This window comes from Solemya velesiana gill symbiont (assembly GCF_002020805.1).
Lineage (GTDB): Bacteria > Pseudomonadota > Gammaproteobacteria > Chromatiales > Chromatiaceae > Sedimenticola_A.
Window position 1 is genome coordinate 1 of sequence record NZ_MPRJ01000058.1, and the last position, 15,882, is coordinate 15,882.

Sequence of the window (15,882 nt, forward strand, 5' to 3'; positions counted from 1 at the left end):
ACGAAGAAATGAACGGGAAATCGAATATTGGGCTGCTGTTTTAACCGGTCACGTGATCAGCTGATGATGACGACGGTGTTTTTCGAGGTTCCCTTAAATTATTAAAACCGGGCCATGTACCCGGGTATTCGAAAATGAGCAATAGAGAACAGAACTCCGAAAACAAGCAGCGTGCCCTGCGCAGTCCCTGGATACTGGGCATCATCGGCATGATTATCATCTTTGTCACTGCGAATATCGTGATGATCACCCTTTCCCTTGACCGCCCCGGCCTGGTTGACGACAACTACTACGACCGTGGACAGCATTATGAGAAGAACATGCTCAAGCGCCAGGCCAAGGTGAGGGAGATGGGGTGGCAGACCAAGGTGGAAGAGCCGGAGTACGCGGATATTGGCAAGCCCGCGACCTACGGCTTCCGTGTCACTGACAAGGCTGGGAAACCGGTTGAGGCAGACTCGGTCACCTTCTATGTCTACCGCCCATCCGACCAGGATCAGGACTTCTCCCTGCCCATGAAACAGGTGGAGCCGGGCTATTACAAGGCCGACGTCACCTTTCCGCTGCTTGGCGTGTGGGACATCCTGGTCAGCGTCAGGCAAGGCGAGTTCGAACTCAACGTGCCCAGCCAAATCAGTGCTGGCGTCAAATAATCCATGGGCAATGCTCAGGCTGTTGAAGAGATAGACAACAGCACGGCATCTGAAGATGCCGGTGCCTGCTTTCACTGCAGCCTGCCTATTCAGCCATCGGAACGGATTGTTGCCGAGATCAAGGGCGAGGAGCGCGATTTCTGCTGCATCGGCTGCAAATCGGTCTGCCAGGCGATCTATGCCGCGGGTCTCGAGGGGTTCTATCAGCGCACCCCCGAAGGGACGCCTCTTGCGCCACCACCTGAATTGCCCAGGGAACTCGCCCTGTACGATCTCGACGAGGTGCAAGAGGAGTTCGTTGATACCTCCGGCGAAATCCGCGATATCCACCTGCTGGTGGAGGGGATCCACTGTGCAGCCTGTGTCTGGCTGATCGAGAACACCCTCAAGGCGATGCCCGGTATTGCCGAGGCGCGGGTCAGTCTTTCCGGTCGCCGGCTCCACGTGAAGTGGGACAATGAGCGTCTGAAGCTCTCTGCCATCATTCAGCGCATGGGGCAGATTGGTTATGGTGCCGTTCCGTATGACCCAGAGGCTGCAGAAGGCAGTATCAAGCGGCAGAACCGGGACCTGCTCTACCGCATGGCGTTCGCCGGCTTCACCATGATGAACCTGCTATGGATCTCCATTGCCCTCTACTCGGGAGCGGACAAGGGCGAGTTCCGCACCATGTTCCAATGGGTGGGTTTCGCACTGGCCACGCCGACACTGCTCTATTCCGGCTACCCCTTCTTCAAGGGCGCATGGTCCGGTATCCGAAACATGCACCTCGGGATGGACCTGCCCATAGCCATAGGCGCCTCGATCACCTATCTCTACTCGCTCTACGTCACCCTGGGGGGATCGGAGGTTGGCGAGGTCTACTGGGACACCGTGGTCAATTTTCTTTTCGTGATCCTGGTCGGCAGGCATCTTGAATCCATCTCCAAGCGCCAGGCAGTGGCATCGACCCAGCGACTGTTGGATCTGCAGCCCAGGGTAGCAACGGTTCTGAGGAGTGACGAGGAGAATATCGTACCCATACGTTCAGTGAAGGTGGGTGAGACAGTTCTGGTCCGGCCCGGTGAACGGATTCCCGTGGACGGCGTTATCGTCGATGGTGGCAGCGCCGTCGACGAGGCAATGCTTACCGGTGAATCCGAGCCGGTGGCCAAAGGGCAGGGCGACAGCGTCTCTGCCGGCACCATAAATGGACATGGGGTGCTCCACGTCCAGGTCGAGGGGCTGCTCAAGAATACCGCCCTCGGAAGGATTATCCGGTTGGTTGAAGAGGCCCAGGCGAGCAAGGCGCCCATCCAGTGCATGGCAGACCGTATCGTGCCCTGGTTCGTTGCTGCGACCATCGGTCTGGCCACGGGCACTTTCTTCTGGTGGCTGGGTACCGATTTCGAGATGGCGCTGATGGCCGCTACCGCTGTGCTGATTATTACCTGCCCCTGCGCCTTCGGTCTGGCGACCCCGATGTCCATTGCCGTGGCGTCCGGTTTGGGTGCCCGTCACGGCATCCTGGTCAAGAACGGCGAGGTGCTGGAAACCCTCTCCGATATCAATCACGTGGTATTCGACAAGACCGGAACCCTGACCGAGGGCCGCATGAGTCTCAGCGCCGTTCACATGGCTGAGTCGGCCTGGATACGGGGCGAAGGCGAACAATCCCGGGAGATCAAGACCTTGCTGGCCGATCTGGCTGCTCTCGAGCGTTTTTCCGAGCACCCGGTTGCGTCTGCCATTATCGAATGCGCCCAAGAGGCGGGGGTTGCAACAAGTGCAATCAAGGCGGAGAGATTCGAGAATCGACCGGGCTTCGGTGTCTCCGCGCAGGTCAACGGAAGAAGCATTGCAGCAGGAAATGCAGCCTGGATGGATGAGCTGGGGATTCAGCGTAATGACAGGTTCAACGAACTGCAGAAGGAGTTGGACGCCTCCGGCATCGGCTCTTTGCACTGTGCCGTCGATGGTCAGGAAGTGGCCTTGATTGCAGTCGAGGACAGGATCCGTGAGGATGCCCAGGACCTGGTCACTGCCCTCAAGGCGGAAGGCATGAAACTGACCCTGCTCAGTGGCGACCGTCAGCGCACCGCTGAAGCGATCGCCGAGCGTCTTGGCGGCGGCGTGGAAGTGATTGCGGAGGTGATGCCCGAAGACAAGGACCGGGTCATCTCCGAGCTTCAGGCCGGGAACCACAAGGTGGCCATGGTGGGCGACGGCGTCAACGATGCGCCTGCCCTGGTCCGCGCCGATGTGGGTATCGCACTTGGGACCGGTACCGATGTCTCTATTGCCAGCGCCGATATCGTGCTTATGAGCAGTGAATTGAAAAAGGTGCACCTGGCGGCTGCACTCTCCCGACGGACGTTGTGCACCATTCGCCAGAATATCGGGATCTCGATCACCTACAACATCATCATGGTGCCGTTGGCGATGGCGGCGTTTGTCACCCCGCTGGTTGCAGCGGTCTCCATGCCCATCAGTTCCCTGCTGGTAATCGGCAACGCGGCAAGGATCCGCACCCTGTTCCGCGGACAGTGATACAATGGGCCCAGAACCATTCGGAGACTCCAGATGGATGTGATATACGGTTTGATTCCCGGCATGATCATTTTGGGCCTGCTTGCAGTCGGCATCATGTTATGGGCTGCAAAGAGCGGGCAATTCGAAGACCTTGAAGGTGAGGCTCACCGCATCCTGATGGATGAGGATCTCACGCCCGAAGTGCCGGCGAAAAAAGAGCAGCCAGAAGAGGCTGCATCATCTGACAAGACGGCAGAATAAGAGGTCGCCTCGGGATTACTGATTTTCCGGGGTACTCTTCTCAGCTGCCGCTTCAAGTGGTTCCAGGATTCGGTCGAATTCTGCCGGAATCACATACTGAAACACCTCTTTTTCATCGGGATTCAGGGCGATGTCCAGGCCCTTCTCCGGGTAGAGCCAGTGCTCTGCACCGGTTTCCGGTTCCATGATGCGTCTGACGGGTTCTCCGAACCTTCCCTTGATCAGTTCCCCGTCCAGGTTGGCTGCCGGCACATAGGTGATGTGGTTGATTCTCGCAGTAGCCAGCCTGTCGTAGTCTTCGCCTGCGAGAGAGATCTTGCGGTTGCCGGTCTCCAGTTTCTGCAGTCGGACGCCTCGATCGAACATGTCGGACAAGGTTCCCTGGTCCAGGTCCAGGGTGAGGATCATGGAGGCTCGAATGCCGTTGATGTAGAGGCGCTCGAAAAAGGCTTCCGCAGAGAGGTGGTCATCCGGGGTCGCAAACAGGCTGATATCACCCGTCTCTTTAAAAATGCCCTGAGCACTTGATAGTGTGCTTTCGCCAAGGGTCAGGTCGAACACGGTGGGCAATCCGCGCCCGTCGATCTGAATCTGCCATGGCAGTGTGGGTTTGCTGTCGGGTACGCGTCCACTGGGGATGAGGATGGCGATTGCCAGCGCAATCAGGCTGAGGCTGAGGATACCCAGAACGATTTTTCGATCCATTGTGACGACCTAGTGGTTGAGGAAACTGCTTGTATTCAGCGCCATCCGCAGATGACAAGGGCGCTATTCTACCTGACAGCAGGCTGCGAAAAAACGACGAATCTTGATCCGGAAAGGTGCGGATGGGTGCAATTTTTGTCATCAAATGGTAATTTGTGCGGCTATTTCCATATTATTAAAAACCCATTGCCGGGGGCTCTGCTGCATGAAAATCGAGATTAGCGAGGAAGAGGCCAAGAGGGCAAAGATTCCGCACGAGATCTTTCTGACCAACCTGATCGGCAACCATATTCTCTGGTTCGTGGCCGCCCTGGGAACGGTGGGCACTTTCTGGCAGCCTTTGGCCATGGTGCCCGTCGTCTCGTTCACGCTGCTCGCCTACACCCTCTGGAAGGCAAACAAGATCAAGGCAGATGAATCCGGAAGTTGGTTCGTGATGTGCCACTGGCAGATCGCGGCCAGGCGCAGCCGCATCTTCATCTACATGCTGATGGCCAGTCTTACCGTCTCCTTGTTGGGGTGGCTGGGCTACACCTACGGCGGCATGATGAAAGAGGCGGTCTACGCAATCGTCGGGGGGATGGGTATCCTGCCCGTGATGGTGACAGTACTGGTGCTGATCATCATGGAGTCCGACGTGTTGCACCAGGCTACACACCACAAGTTGCCTGACAGGATGATCGAGCTCTACCCCAATCCCGATGCAAAAGTGGTCGACGAGTCTCCGGTAACGGAATCAGCCCAGTAGCAGGGCGGCAGCCACCTTGCGACCCTCGCTCATCAGGATGTTGTAGGTGCGGCAGGCCGCCGGGGTGGTCATGGTCTCCAGGCCGATGCCGGCGTTGACCAGGGCGTGATAGAGGGCAGGGGAGGGAAAGCAGTGCTTCTCTCCGGTACCCAGGAGTACCAGGTCCGGCTTGAGCTCGGCGATCTGCTCGAAGTCATCCGCAGACAGGCTTTGGAAGTTCTCCGGCCCCCAGTCTGGAATCACCTTGTTCGGCATCAGGATGAGACTCGAGGTGAAGACCTTTTCGTCGATGATGAGCTGTCCATCCGTGTAGGCTTTGACGGCATATCCGCTGGATGGATCGGTTTCTACAAATTTCATTGAACGGGCGACTACTCAGAGGGATTGAATGGGGTGACTTTTCTGTCTTTCTATCCGGTTAATTTCATTGACATTTTATAAGATGCTCGGTTAATTTAAACCCTTTTTTTCACTACCGGAATCTAACACTGAAACGAGGTCCACGTGTCTACGCCAGAAATGGAAGAGTTCCGCAGAATCAAACGCTTACCGCCTTATGTATTCAACATCGTCAATGAGTTGAAGGCGGCGGCGCGAGCGCGGGGCGAGGACATTATCGACTTCGGGATGGGAAATCCAGACCAGCCGACGCCAGATCACATTGTGGAAAAGCTGATCGAAGTGGCCCAGCGCAAGGATACCCACCGCTACTCGCAGTCCAAGGGTATCCCCCGTCTGCGCCGTGCGATCTGCAATTGGTACAAGGACCGCTACGACGTTGACCTGAACCCCGAGAGCCAGGCTATCGTCACCATCGGCTCCAAGGAGGGCCTTGCACACCTGGCCCTGGCTTGTCTCGGCCCTGGTGACTCTGTGCTTGTGCCCAATCCGGCCTATCCCATCCACCCCTACGGCTTTGTGATTGCGGGCGCTGATATCCGTCATGTTCCGCTGGTGCCCGGGGTCGATTTCTTCGAGAAGCTGGAAGAGGCGATCATCGAGTCCTGGCCACGTCCCAAGATGCTGGTACTCAACTTTCCGGCCAATCCCACCACCCAGTGCGTGGAACTGGATTTCTTCGAGAAAGTGGTGGCCATTGCAAAGGAGCACAATATCTGGGTGATCCACGATCTGGCCTATGCCGACATCGTGTTCGATGGCTACAAGGCACCTTCTATCCTGCAGGTGCCAGGGGCGGAAGATATCGCCGTGGAGTTCTTCTCGCTCTCCAAGAGCTACAACATGCCGGGTTGGCGTGTGGGTTTCATGTGCGGCAACAAGACCCTGGTGGCGGCCCTGGCGCGTATCAAGTCCTACCTGGACTACGGCACCTTCACCCCGATCCAGGTGGCGGCCATCGCCGCACTGGAAGGTCCCCAGGAGTGCGTGCGGGAGATCAGTGACATGTACCAGAGCCGTCGCGATACGCTCTGCGACGGCCTCAATGCCGCCGGCTGGGCGGTGGAGAAACCCAAGGCGACCATGTTCGTCTGGGCGCCGATCCCAGAGCAGTACAAGGAAATGGGCTCCCTGGAGTTCTCCAAGAAACTGCTTAAAGATGCGAAGGTGGCAGTTTCACCTGGCATCGGTTTCGGTCAGCACGGGGATGACCACGTGCGCTTCGGCCTGATTGAAAATGAACACCGAACCCGGCAGGCCGTACGCGGCATCCGGGAGATGATACGCAAAGACGCCCAAGCCGGCGCATAACGTATCAATAGAATTAAAACTTAGGAGGATAAGAGAGTGGAACCAGTCAAAGTAGGTTTGTTGGGACTGGGCACTGTAGGTGGTGGTACCGCCAACGTGCTTGCACGTAACGCAGAAGAGATCGCACGCCGCGCCGGTCGTGGTATCCAGGTTACCCATGCCGCCGCGCGTGAGTTCAACGCCGAGGGCATCCAGGGCCTTGAGCGCATCGAGATCACCACCGACGCCTTCGAGGTGGTCAACAACCCGGAGGTGGAGATCATTGTCGAGCTGATCGGCGGTTATTCCCCGGCCAAGGAACTGGTGATGCAGGCCATCGAAAACTGCAAGCACGTGGTTACCGCCAACAAGGCGCTGATTGCACTGCACGGCAACGAGATCTTCGAGGCTGCCCAGAAGAAGGGCGTCATGGTTGCATTCGAAGCGGCTGTGGCCGGCGGTATTCCCATCATCAAGGCGATGCGTGAAGGTCTTTCCGCCAATCGTATCGAATGGGCCGCGGGCATCATCAACGGCACCGGCAACTTCATTCTCACGGAGATGCGTGACAAGGGCCGTGACTTCGATGACGTGTTGGCAGAAGCCCAGGCGCTGGGTTATGCGGAAGCCGACCCAACCATCGACGTGGAGGGGATCGACGCTGCCCACAAGCTGACCATCATCGGTTCCATCGCTTTTGGCGTGCCGCTGCAGTTTGAGAAGACCTACACCGAGGGTATTACCCGCATCGAGCAGCAGGATGTGGTCTACGCTGGTGAGCTGGGTTACCGCATCAAGCATCTGGGCGTGACCCGCAAGACGGATAAGGGTATCGAGATGCGCGTGCATCCCACCCTGATTCCCGAGCGTCGCCTTATTGCCAACGTGGACGGTGTGATGAATGCCGTGCTGGTGAAAGGTGACGCGGTTGGGCCGACCCTTTACTACGGTGCCGGTGCCGGTTCTGAGCCCACTGCTTCCGCCGTGGTCGCTGACCTGGTGGACGTGGCCCGTGCCCTGACCACCGACCCAGAAAATCGCGTGCCTCACCTGGCTTTCCAGCCCAACGAGCTCTCCGATCTGCCGATCCTGGAAATGGACGATGTGGAGACCGCCTACTACCTGCGTATGCAGGTCAGCGACAAGCCGGGGGTAATGGCCAAGATCGCAGGCATCTTTGCCGATTCCGGCATCAGCATCGAGGCGATCCAGCAGAAGGAGCCTGCAGAAGGCGAGACCCAGGTCTCCCTCATCATGCTCAGCCACACGGTGCTGGAGAAGCAGATGAACGAGGCCATTGCCGAGATCGAGGCGCTCGAATGCGTCATGGGGCCAGTCATGCGCATCCGCATGGAGTCCCTGTCCGGCTGATACTCTCGAAAAACTGTAGGAGCGAACTTGTTCGCTATCGGCATTAATCGATTGCCAGGCGCACAGCACGAACAAGATCGCTCCTACTGTAAGTTTCGATAACGTTGATTGCAGGCGCACAGCGGCCTTTGCGAGAGATCTATTTCTGATGGCAAAGCCTGATAGCACACTCCATCTTCTCGTCCCCGGCCTGCTGGGACCAATAAAGAACCTGGACGTCCTCCGTCCTTTCCCGAAATTTCCTTTGCTTGAGCGCATGCTCTCACGGGCCGACACGGCGACGGTAGCTGGAGAAGACTACGAGTCGACCCTGCTCTCCCTCTGGGGTGTTGAGACGCCGGAAGGGCGGGATATGCCCACTGCGGCCCTGCGCCGCCTGGGTGATGGGGGTATCGCGTACGACCGTATCTGGATCCAGGTCTCCCCGGTGCATCTACGACCCGATCGTGACCGACTGCTGCTGTTCGATGTCGAAGATTTCGACTTCAGCGATGAGGAGGCGCAAGGTCTTATCTCGCTCTTCAACGAGCATTTTGCGGAAATGGGTTGGCAACTCGATGCGCCTTCCGCCCATCGCTGGTACCTGTCCTTAGATAAGCTTCCTGCTATTACAACCCACGAGCTCTCCGTCGTCTCGGGAAGAAACATGGATCTGTTCCTGCCCGAAGGGGAGGAGGCGTTGAAGTGGCATAGCCTGCTCAACGAAGTGCAGATGCTGTTTACAACATCAGCGGTCAATGAGCAGCGTGAAAACCGGGGTAAACTTCCCGTCAATGGCGCTTGGTTCTCAGGCGTCGGAACGTTGCCCCAGGTCTCAGGTATTCAATATGAATGCGTCTATGCAGACGATCCACTGCTAACAGGATTGGTCAGGGCGGCCGGTATCGATGCGCAGCCTCTGGATGAGGCTTCTGCTATGGGGCAGGGGAGTGCTCAGGTAGTTTATGGTGATCTTTTTCCCGCTGTGATGCGGGCAGATCCTTTCGAATGGTCAGAGCGACTTGCTGCCTTCGAGCAGTGGCTTGTGAATCTTGATGGTAAGAATATCCTGCTCTATCCCTGCAATGGAGCAGCGTACGAAATCACAAACAAGTCGAAGCGCCGTTTCTGGCATCGTTCGAAGCCCTTGTTCGATTTCGTTCAGTCATAAATCGGTTAACTGCCTTCACTACTGGATGGCAGCTCCCGGGCATTCTACTCCATGAAATCGACGAATTTCTCCGCTGCGTGATGGGCAGGTCGTGCACGATCAGGGGCACAATCCGCTTTCAAACTGGAGCTGTGCCGATGCGCAGGGTCGCGTGACAATTCTGTGGCCGGGAGGCCTCGATCATTTGCATGCGCTTGTAAGGTGTCCTGGCAGGTACTGTAAAGCGCCTGTCCAGCCCAGGAGAGAGCGAATTATTTTCCTGTTTTCAGGAAGAGTGGTATTTCGATCTGCTCTTCCAGGCGTTTCACCTGGATGGAGTGGGCGGGCTGTGAGAGGCGAAATGCTTCATAAGTCATTATTTATCCGAGGTTTTGTGTGACCACTTAGGTTGTATTGTTACCTGGGGTGGAGCCATTATCTTTTTATATAAGCAAATTTTTATAGAACTCATAAAAACAATTGTCTTTTCATTATCCTTCGGCTCCACTAAATTGCACCCCACGCTAATTAAACAAGCCTGTTCTGTCAGGTATATCTGATTGTTCAAGCTTATCCATATGACCCAAGGAGAATAGCTACCATGGCTGAAAAAACATACGCTGCGGGTGTAAAAGAGTACCGCGAAACATACTGGCTGCCGGAGTACACCCCGGAAGACTCTGACCTCCTGGCCTGTTTTAAGGTTATCCCCCAGGAAGGTGTTCCGCGTGAAGAGGCTGCAGCTGCGGTTGCTGCCGAATCTTCCACCGGTACCTGGACCACTGTATGGACCGACCTGCTGACCGACCTGGACCACTACAAGGGTCGTGCCTACGCTATCGAAGACGTACCTGGTGACGATAACGCTTTCTACGCTTTCATCGCTTACCCCATCGACCTGTTCGAAGAGGGTTCCGTTGTAAACGTATTCACCTCCCTGGTAGGTAATGTATTCGGCTTCAAGGCCGTTCGTGCTCTGCGTCTGGAAGACGTTCGCTTCCCGCTGGCTTACGTTATGACCTGTAATGGACCGCCTCACGGTATCCAGGCCGAGCGTGACATCATGAACAAGTACGGTCGTCCGATGCTGGGTTGCACCATTAAGCCCAAGCTGGGTCTGTCCGCCAAGAACTACGGTCGTGCCTGCTACGAAGGTCTGCGCGGTGGTCTGGACTTCACCAAGGACGACGAGAACGTCAACTCCCAGCCTTTCATGCGTTGGAAGCAGCGTTTCGACTTCGTAATGGAAGCCATCCTCAAGGCAGAAGCCGAGACCGGTGAGCGTAAGGGTCACTACCTGAACGTTACCGCTCCTACTCCTGAAGAGATGTACAAGCGTGCCGAGTACGCCAAAGAGATCGGCGCTCCCATCATCATGCACGACTACCTGACCGGCGGTTTCACTGCTAACACCGGCCTGGCCCAGTGGTGTCGTGATAATGGCATGCTGCTGCACATCCACCGTGCAATGCATGCCGTACTCGACCGTAACCCCAACCACGGTATCCACTTCCGCGTACTGACCAAGGCACTGCGTCTGTCCGGTGGTGACCACCTGCACTCCGGTACCGTTGTAGGTAAGCTGGAAGGTGACCGTGAAGCAACCCTGGGTTGGATCGACATTATGCGCGACTCCTACATCAAGGAAGATCGCAGCCGCGGTATCTTCTTCGACCAGGATTGGGGCTCCATGCCTGGCGTAATCCCCGTTGCTTCCGGTGGTATCCACGTATGGCACATGCCTGCGCTGGTTAGCATCTTCGGCGACGACTCCGTACTGCAGTTCGGTGGTGGTACTCTGGGTCATCCCTGGGGTAACGCTGCGGGTGCTGCTGCCAACCGTGTTGCTGTTGAAGCCTGTGTTCAGGCTCGCAACGAAGGTGTTGAGCTTGAGAAAGAAGGTAAGGAAGTTCTTACTAAGGCCGCTGCCAGCAGCCCCGAGCTCAAGATGGCTATGGAAACCTGGAAAGAGATCAAGTTCGAGTTCGACACCGTCGACAAGCTGGACGTTGCTCACAAGTAATGACAGCAGGCACCCGCCATTCGCGGCGGGTGTCTCGAACCATGAATTCGAATTTAAACTAGAGGTATATACCAATGAGTGATGTGCAAGACTATAACTCCAGTCTGTCTAACGAGGCGAGCCGCAAGTTCGAGACTTTCTCTTACCTGCCTACCATGTCTGCAGACGAGATCCGTACTCAGATCCAGTACATCGTAGACAAGGGCTGGAACCCCAGCGTTGAGCATACTGAGCCTGAGAATGCTACCGGTTCTTTCTGGTACATGTGGAAGCTGCCTATGTTCGGTGAGACCGACGTCGACGCTATCCTGGCTGAGCTGGATGCTTGTCACAAAGCCCACCCGAACAACCACGTTCGTCTGCTGGGCCTGGACAACTTCGCACAGTGTGCAGGTACTTCTATGATTATCTACCGCGCGGCTGCCAACTAAGTCGACTAGGGTAATTCATAGATAAATGAAAAGCCCCTGGCCGAGGAGTTTTGGGCAGGGGCTTTTTTAATTCGCGATGGAAATCAAATAATGGCAAAACCGGATAAGTACGTAGGCATCAATAATGACGTGAATGGTGGTATGACCACCATCGGAAAAATCATTCGTGATGCGTGGGTATTTGGTCTCATCCCTGAAGATGAAACCTGTGAAGGCTGGATGATTCAAGGTATCGACAGCCTGTTACATAAGGTCAATGCCGAGTGGGATAAGTACGGCTGCCTGGTAAGCCATTTGCCCGAAGACTTAAGAGGGCGTCACCAGAGAATCCATAACGAATGGATAGAAAAAGCCAAGGCCGCCGGCTGGTCTGGTGAAGTGGAAACCGGCGACGAAGATTAAGAATTGGAACTTCAACGTAGAGAAGAAGGTGTGTTATGTCTGATACAACTGTAGATCCGAAGCAGTATATTATTAAGTCCGAGCCTTACTATGAGTCTGTTGGTGATGAAGTAGCGCTGTACGAAGCGGCTTATAACGCTCGTATGCCGGTAATGCTGAAAGGTCCCACGGGTTGCGGTAAGTCCCGTTTTGTTGAATACATGGCTCACAAACTGGGCAAGCCCCTGATCACTGTTGCATGTAACGAAGACATGACGGCCTCTGACCTGGTCGGCCGCTTTCTGTTGGATAAGGACGGTACCAAGTGGCAGGACGGTCCCCTGACCACCGCTGCACGTATCGGTGCCATCTGCTACCTCGATGAGGTGGTGGAAGCCCGTCAGGATACCACCGTTGTTATCCACCCCCTTACCGACCACCGTCGTACTCTGCCCCTGGACAAGAGGGGCGAACTGATTGAAGCGCATCCTGATTTCCAGCTGGTTATCTCCTATAACCCTGGCTACCAGTCGCTGATGAAGGACCTGAAACAGTCGACCAAGCAGCGTTTCGGCGGCATGGATTTTGACTATCCGCTAGAAGAAACCGAAACCGCCATTGTCTCCAAGGAATCCGGCGTGGATTCCGAGACCGCCGGTAAGCTGGTGCAGATCGCTCATCGTGCGCGTAACCTGAAGGGTCACGGTCTGGATGAAGGTATCTCCACCCGTCTGCTGGTGTACGCAGGACAGCTGATTGGCAAGGGCGTAGAACCCATTGCCGCATGCAAGATGACCATGGTAACCCCGCTGACCGATGATCCGGATATGCGTGACACTCTGGATGCAGCGGTACAAACCTTCTTTGGTTAATTGATATTTATATCAACGACGTGCCATGCCTGTGCTAGGCAGGTATGGCGACTCATCAATAACCAAGGGGAGTCTTGAATACGGTGATCGACCAGTATTTGGTTCAGTCGCTTCGTCAGGGCTTGCCTGAGAAAGGTTAGGTATAAAATATGTCGATTAAGCTTGAAGATTACGAAGAGTATCTTGAGGATATCGCGCCCGAGATCCGTGATGTACTGGAAGGTACATTCCAGGAAGCGGCGCGTGTTATGTCCCCCGCTGGTCTACAGGATTACCTGGAAGGTGCCAAGGGTCTATGCGGACTGGGTCGCGGCAAGGACCTGGTGATTTCCTACCTGCAGGAGATGCCGCTGGTGGCCAAGGAGTGTGGTGAAGACGTCGTCGAAGACTGCTTGCAGGCTGCGATGAAGCTCTCCTCCATGACTTCAGGTGAAGTGATCGCCCTGTTGTTCAACAGTCTGCCCACGGCTTCCCGCCGCCTGGGTGATGCGCAACTGCTGCGTGGTTACCTGACCCTGATTCACCAGTTGGCGGGCACCGCGGCTCGTGGCCTGCGTCCGATGCTGAACCACATTGACGAGTTGCTTTCCAAGTTGACTCTGAGTGGTCTGCGTCGCTGGGCCAACTTTGGTGCACAGGCCTACCGCCGCGACTTTGAAAATCTGACCAAGTACTTCAGCCTGCAGTCACAGGACGCACAGGCGATGCTGCAGCAGGAGCGTCGTGGTGTGCTGTTTATCGATGTGCAGCGTAAGCTGAACTTCTACCTGCGCGCTCTGTGGGGGCGTGATTTCTTCCTGCGCCCAACCGGTGCCGACTATACCGATTTCAGGCCCTACATCGATAACCTGATTATCCATATGCCCGATGCGGTGGATGATGTTGGGCCTGATGATAACAAGGTCCCCGGTATGGAGCTCTATCGTGCCACCGCCGCGCATATGGCCGCCCATATGGCCTATACCGAGTCGGCCATCTCTGCCGAGATGATGAGTCCGGCCCAGATGTGGTTCATCGGCTTCCTGGAAGACGCCCGGATTGAATACAAGGCGTCCAATGATTTCCCTGGTTTGAAAAAGCTATGGAGAACATTGTTGAGAATTACCGATGAGGATGATCATCCGGAACATCCAACCATGCTTGTTCTGGAACACATCGCCCTGATGCTGCTGGATAGCATTATCAGTATCGATGATGAAGAGATCAGTGCCTACGTCAAGCGTTACCATGAAGAGATCGAAGAGAAACAGGACGATCAAAACTACTCCTGGCATATGGGCGTAGAGCTGTTCAACCTGTTCAGTGCGCGCAAGGCAGTACCCAGCCTGCGTATCCTGGAGCGGATTCGTATCCCCTATCGTGACGATAACCGTTACGTGTGGGAGTTTGCAGAGTTCGACTGGAACCAGGGTATTGAGTACATAGCAGCAAGCCAACAGCAGGTACGCAAGTACGTTTCAGCTGTGGAAATGGCCAACGAAGTGGACTGCGAACTGGCTGGTGATGATGCTCAGGAGATCTGGATCTGCTCTACGGAGTTTATGCCCTACGAGGATGCCGGTGAAGCAACCGTCAGCTTCAACGAAATGTGGGGCAAAGAGCCGGTTTCCCAGCCGTATCACTATCATGAGTGGGACTATCAGATTCAGTTGCATCGTCCTGACTGGGCTACAGTTTACGAGCGTCGCCAGGCCAAGGGTGATCCGGAGGTGATCGATAAGATCCTTACCGAGCACCGCCCCATTGCACATCGCATCAAGCAGATCATCGATCTGCTCTCTCCGGAAGGGGTGCAGCGTCAGCGTGGTATGGAAGACGGTGATGAGATCGATATCAATGCCGCGGTCGATGCAATGATCTCCATTCGCATGGGTGAGCAGCCTAATCCGCGCATTACCATGCGTAACGTGTTAAAGAATCGTGACCTGTCGGTGGTAGTGCTTCTGGACCTGTCCGAGTCGACCAATGAGCCTATTGGTGGTTCCGAGAAGACCGTGCTGGAACTGACCCGTGAGGCCTCCAGCCTGGTGGCGACCGCTATCAATGGTATCGGTGATCCCTTTGCCATCCACGGCTTTGCTTCCGATGGCCGTCATGAGGTGCAGTACTACCGCTTCAAGGACTTCAACCAGCATTACGATGATGATGCCAAGGCGCGGCTTGCTGGTATGGAAGGTGGACTCTCCACCCGTATGGGTGCGGCCATGCGTCACGCCGGACATCACCTGTTGAAGCGGCCTGAGCGTCGTAAGCTGTTGTTGATCGTGACCGATGGTGAGCCGGCGGATATCGATGAACGCGATCCGCAGCACCTGCGTTACGACACCAAGAAGGCGGTTGAGGAGTTATACAGCAAGGGCGTACTGTCCTACTGCCTGACCCTTGACCCCAATGCGGACAACTACGTGAAGCGCATCTTCGGTGCCAATAACTACACCATCGTCGATAATGTGGACAAGTTGCCTGAACAGCTGCCGGTGCTCTTCGCGAGCCTGACCAGTTAGTACCAGGTGTAAAGGTTGGTAGGTAAAGCAGGGTGAGTCGTGTTACCGATGTGCCTGTCTATGTTCAAAGGGAAGCTGAACTACCTGCATCACTTTACAATCTGTGGCGTCGTGCCAGGAACCGATTGACGCTGCCAGTTCGTTTTCCATTGGATGACCGTCACGGAATGGTGATGATCGTCGAGGAGAATGAACTGGTTTGCGTCAACGAGCTGCAAAACGATCTTCCCTACCTGGCCTGGGTGGAGTTTGAAGACAAGGGGCGCGATGCACTGCATACACCAGTGAAGTGCAAACTCAATTACTATCACTATGCCGCATCAAAATTTCGTGCAAAAGCGCTGGAGCAGATGCAGCGTGGCCTGGACCAACTGCTGAGCACGTAGAAAAGCCGGCGTCATTCCTTTCATACCATCAGGCTGGCATCTGGATTCAGTTGCCCAGGTTCTTTTTTCTTTCCGCGGTAAATTCCCACCATTTTTTGGCAGGGCCGCCTTCCATGTACCTGGCGGTTTCGGATAATAAGTGCAATTGGTAGTTGAAGGGCCAGCTGGTAGAGTCGGCGCTTCTCCCGACCAAGAGACGAAGCACTTATGAGCTACAA

At 55.6% G+C, this 15,882-nt stretch carries 16 protein-coding genes; 13 read left to right on the forward strand and 3 right to left on the reverse strand.

Features of this window, described 5'->3' with window-relative positions:
• The first annotated feature begins 134 nt into the window (after positions 1-134).
• Genes BOW53_RS09205 through ccoS form a run of 3 tightly spaced genes read left to right on the forward strand, consistent with a single transcriptional unit; the run spans position 135 to position 3,425 of the window.
• Positions 135-653, forward strand: a complete 519-nt coding sequence (locus BOW53_RS09205) for a FixH family protein (protein WP_078487703.1) — start codon at positions 135-137, stop codon at positions 651-653.
• 3 nt (positions 654-656) lie between these two features.
• Positions 657-3,182, forward strand: a complete 2,526-nt coding sequence (locus tag BOW53_RS09210; protein WP_078487704.1) for a heavy metal translocating P-type ATPase — start codon at positions 657-659, stop codon at positions 3,180-3,182.
• Positions 3,183-3,215: 33 nt separating this feature from the next.
• Entirely contained in the window at positions 3,216-3,425 is a 210-nt protein-coding gene (gene ccoS, locus BOW53_RS09215; RefSeq protein WP_078487705.1) for a cbb3-type cytochrome oxidase assembly protein CcoS, read from the forward strand.
• 15 nt (positions 3,426-3,440) lie between these two features.
• On the opposite strand, the gene BOW53_RS09220 is transcribed toward ccoS, so the two are convergent.
• Complete coding sequence (locus BOW53_RS09220; protein WP_078487706.1) at positions 3,441-4,130, reverse strand: hypothetical protein; 690 nt, start codon at positions 4,128-4,130, stop codon at positions 3,441-3,443.
• Positions 4,131-4,335: 205 nt separating this feature from the next.
• Between BOW53_RS09220 and BOW53_RS09225 the strand changes: the two genes are divergently transcribed.
• Positions 4,336-4,878, forward strand: coding sequence for a hypothetical protein (locus BOW53_RS09225; RefSeq protein ID WP_078487707.1), 543 nt, complete (start codon positions 4,336-4,338; stop codon positions 4,876-4,878).
• Here BOW53_RS09225 and BOW53_RS09230 read toward each other — a convergent pair.
• Positions 4,867-5,238: an Mth938-like domain-containing protein gene (locus tag BOW53_RS09230; RefSeq protein ID WP_078487708.1), complete on the reverse strand. Its 372-nt coding sequence runs from the start codon at positions 5,236-5,238 to the stop codon at positions 4,867-4,869. The two genes, BOW53_RS09225 and BOW53_RS09230, sit on opposite strands and share 12 nt — an antisense overlap.
• 159 nt (positions 5,239-5,397) lie before the next feature.
• On the opposite strand from BOW53_RS09230, the gene alaC reads away from it, so the two are divergent.
• From alaC to BOW53_RS09245, 3 genes are all read left to right on the forward strand, one after another.
• On the forward strand, positions 5,398-6,588 hold the full coding sequence (gene alaC, locus BOW53_RS09235) for an alanine transaminase (protein ID WP_078487709.1): 1,191 nt from the start codon (positions 5,398-5,400) through the stop codon (positions 6,586-6,588).
• A gap of 36 nt (positions 6,589-6,624) precedes the next feature.
• Positions 6,625-7,938: a homoserine dehydrogenase gene (locus BOW53_RS09240; RefSeq protein ID WP_078487710.1), complete on the forward strand. Its 1,314-nt coding sequence runs from the start codon at positions 6,625-6,627 to the stop codon at positions 7,936-7,938.
• 148 nt (positions 7,939-8,086) lie between these two features.
• Positions 8,087-9,088: a hypothetical protein gene (locus BOW53_RS09245; protein ID WP_078487711.1), complete on the forward strand. Its 1,002-nt coding sequence runs from the start codon at positions 8,087-8,089 to the stop codon at positions 9,086-9,088.
• Between the two features lie 251 nt (positions 9,089-9,339).
• On the opposite strand, the gene BOW53_RS13750 is transcribed toward BOW53_RS09245, so the two are convergent.
• The gene (locus BOW53_RS13750; protein ID WP_342748429.1) at positions 9,340-9,444 is read right to left on the reverse strand and encodes a LysR family transcriptional regulator; all 105 of its coding nucleotides are present in this window, start codon (positions 9,442-9,444) and stop codon (positions 9,340-9,342) included.
• Between the two features lie 224 nt (positions 9,445-9,668).
• On the opposite strand from BOW53_RS13750, the gene BOW53_RS09250 reads away from it, so the two are divergent.
• The 6 genes from BOW53_RS09250 (at position 9,669) to BOW53_RS09275 (ending at position 15,664) form a co-directional block, all read left to right on the forward strand.
• Positions 9,669-11,090, forward strand: coding sequence for a form I ribulose bisphosphate carboxylase large subunit (locus tag BOW53_RS09250; protein WP_078487712.1), 1,422 nt, complete (start codon positions 9,669-9,671; stop codon positions 11,088-11,090).
• Between the two features lie 74 nt (positions 11,091-11,164).
• Positions 11,165-11,521 (forward strand): ribulose bisphosphate carboxylase small subunit, encoded by a 357-nt coding sequence (locus BOW53_RS09255; protein ID WP_078487713.1) that lies wholly within the window; start codon positions 11,165-11,167, stop codon positions 11,519-11,521.
• A 90-nt stretch (positions 11,522-11,611) separates the two neighbouring features.
• Positions 11,612-11,923, forward strand: a complete 312-nt coding sequence (locus BOW53_RS09260; RefSeq protein WP_078487714.1) for a hypothetical protein — start codon at positions 11,612-11,614, stop codon at positions 11,921-11,923.
• A gap of 35 nt (positions 11,924-11,958) precedes the next feature.
• The gene (locus BOW53_RS09265; RefSeq protein ID WP_078487715.1) at positions 11,959-12,774 is read left to right on the forward strand and encodes a CbbQ/NirQ/NorQ/GpvN family protein; all 816 of its coding nucleotides are present in this window, start codon (positions 11,959-11,961) and stop codon (positions 12,772-12,774) included.
• Positions 12,775-12,923: 149 nt separating this feature from the next.
• Positions 12,924-15,278 carry a nitric oxide reductase activation protein NorD gene (locus tag BOW53_RS09270; RefSeq protein WP_078487716.1) on the forward strand — a complete coding sequence of 785 codons (2,355 nt, stop codon included), beginning with the start codon at positions 12,924-12,926 and terminating at the stop codon, positions 15,276-15,278.
• Between the two features lie 32 nt (positions 15,279-15,310).
• Complete coding sequence (locus BOW53_RS09275) at positions 15,311-15,664, forward strand: hypothetical protein (protein ID WP_135607062.1); 354 nt, start codon at positions 15,311-15,313, stop codon at positions 15,662-15,664.
• The last annotated feature ends 218 nt before the right edge of the window (positions 15,665-15,882 follow it).

Excerpts from the sequence above, each read along its gene's own strand:
- BOW53_RS09205 (WP_078487703.1), top strand. The coding sequence starts at position 135 with ATGAGCAATAGAGAACAGAACTCCGAAAACAAGCAGCGTGCCCTGCGC.
- BOW53_RS09210 (WP_078487704.1), top strand. The coding sequence starts at position 657 with ATGGGCAATGCTCAGGCTGTTGAAGAGATAGACAACAGCACGGCATCT.
- ccoS (WP_078487705.1), top strand. The coding sequence starts at position 3,216 with ATGGATGTGATATACGGTTTGATTCCCGGCATGATCATTTTGGGCCTG.
- BOW53_RS09220 (WP_078487706.1), bottom strand. The coding sequence starts at position 4,130 with ATGGATCGAAAAATCGTTCTGGGTATCCTCAGCCTCAGCCTGATTGCG.
- BOW53_RS09225 (WP_078487707.1), top strand. The coding sequence starts at position 4,336 with ATGAAAATCGAGATTAGCGAGGAAGAGGCCAAGAGGGCAAAGATTCCG.
- BOW53_RS09230 (WP_078487708.1), bottom strand. The coding sequence starts at position 5,238 with ATGAAATTTGTAGAAACCGATCCATCCAGCGGATATGCCGTCAAAGCC.
- alaC (WP_078487709.1), top strand. The coding sequence starts at position 5,398 with ATGGAAGAGTTCCGCAGAATCAAACGCTTACCGCCTTATGTATTCAAC.
- BOW53_RS09245 (WP_078487711.1), top strand. The coding sequence starts at position 8,087 with ATGGCAAAGCCTGATAGCACACTCCATCTTCTCGTCCCCGGCCTGCTG.
- BOW53_RS13750 (WP_342748429.1), bottom strand. The coding sequence starts at position 9,444 with ATGACTTATGAAGCATTTCGCCTCTCACAGCCCGCCCACTCCATCCAG.
- BOW53_RS09250 (WP_078487712.1), top strand. The coding sequence starts at position 9,669 with ATGGCTGAAAAAACATACGCTGCGGGTGTAAAAGAGTACCGCGAAACA.
- BOW53_RS09255 (WP_078487713.1), top strand. The coding sequence starts at position 11,165 with ATGAGTGATGTGCAAGACTATAACTCCAGTCTGTCTAACGAGGCGAGC.
- BOW53_RS09260 (WP_078487714.1), top strand. The coding sequence starts at position 11,612 with ATGGCAAAACCGGATAAGTACGTAGGCATCAATAATGACGTGAATGGT.
- BOW53_RS09265 (WP_078487715.1), top strand. The coding sequence starts at position 11,959 with ATGTCTGATACAACTGTAGATCCGAAGCAGTATATTATTAAGTCCGAG.
- BOW53_RS09270 (WP_078487716.1), top strand. The coding sequence starts at position 12,924 with ATGTCGATTAAGCTTGAAGATTACGAAGAGTATCTTGAGGATATCGCG.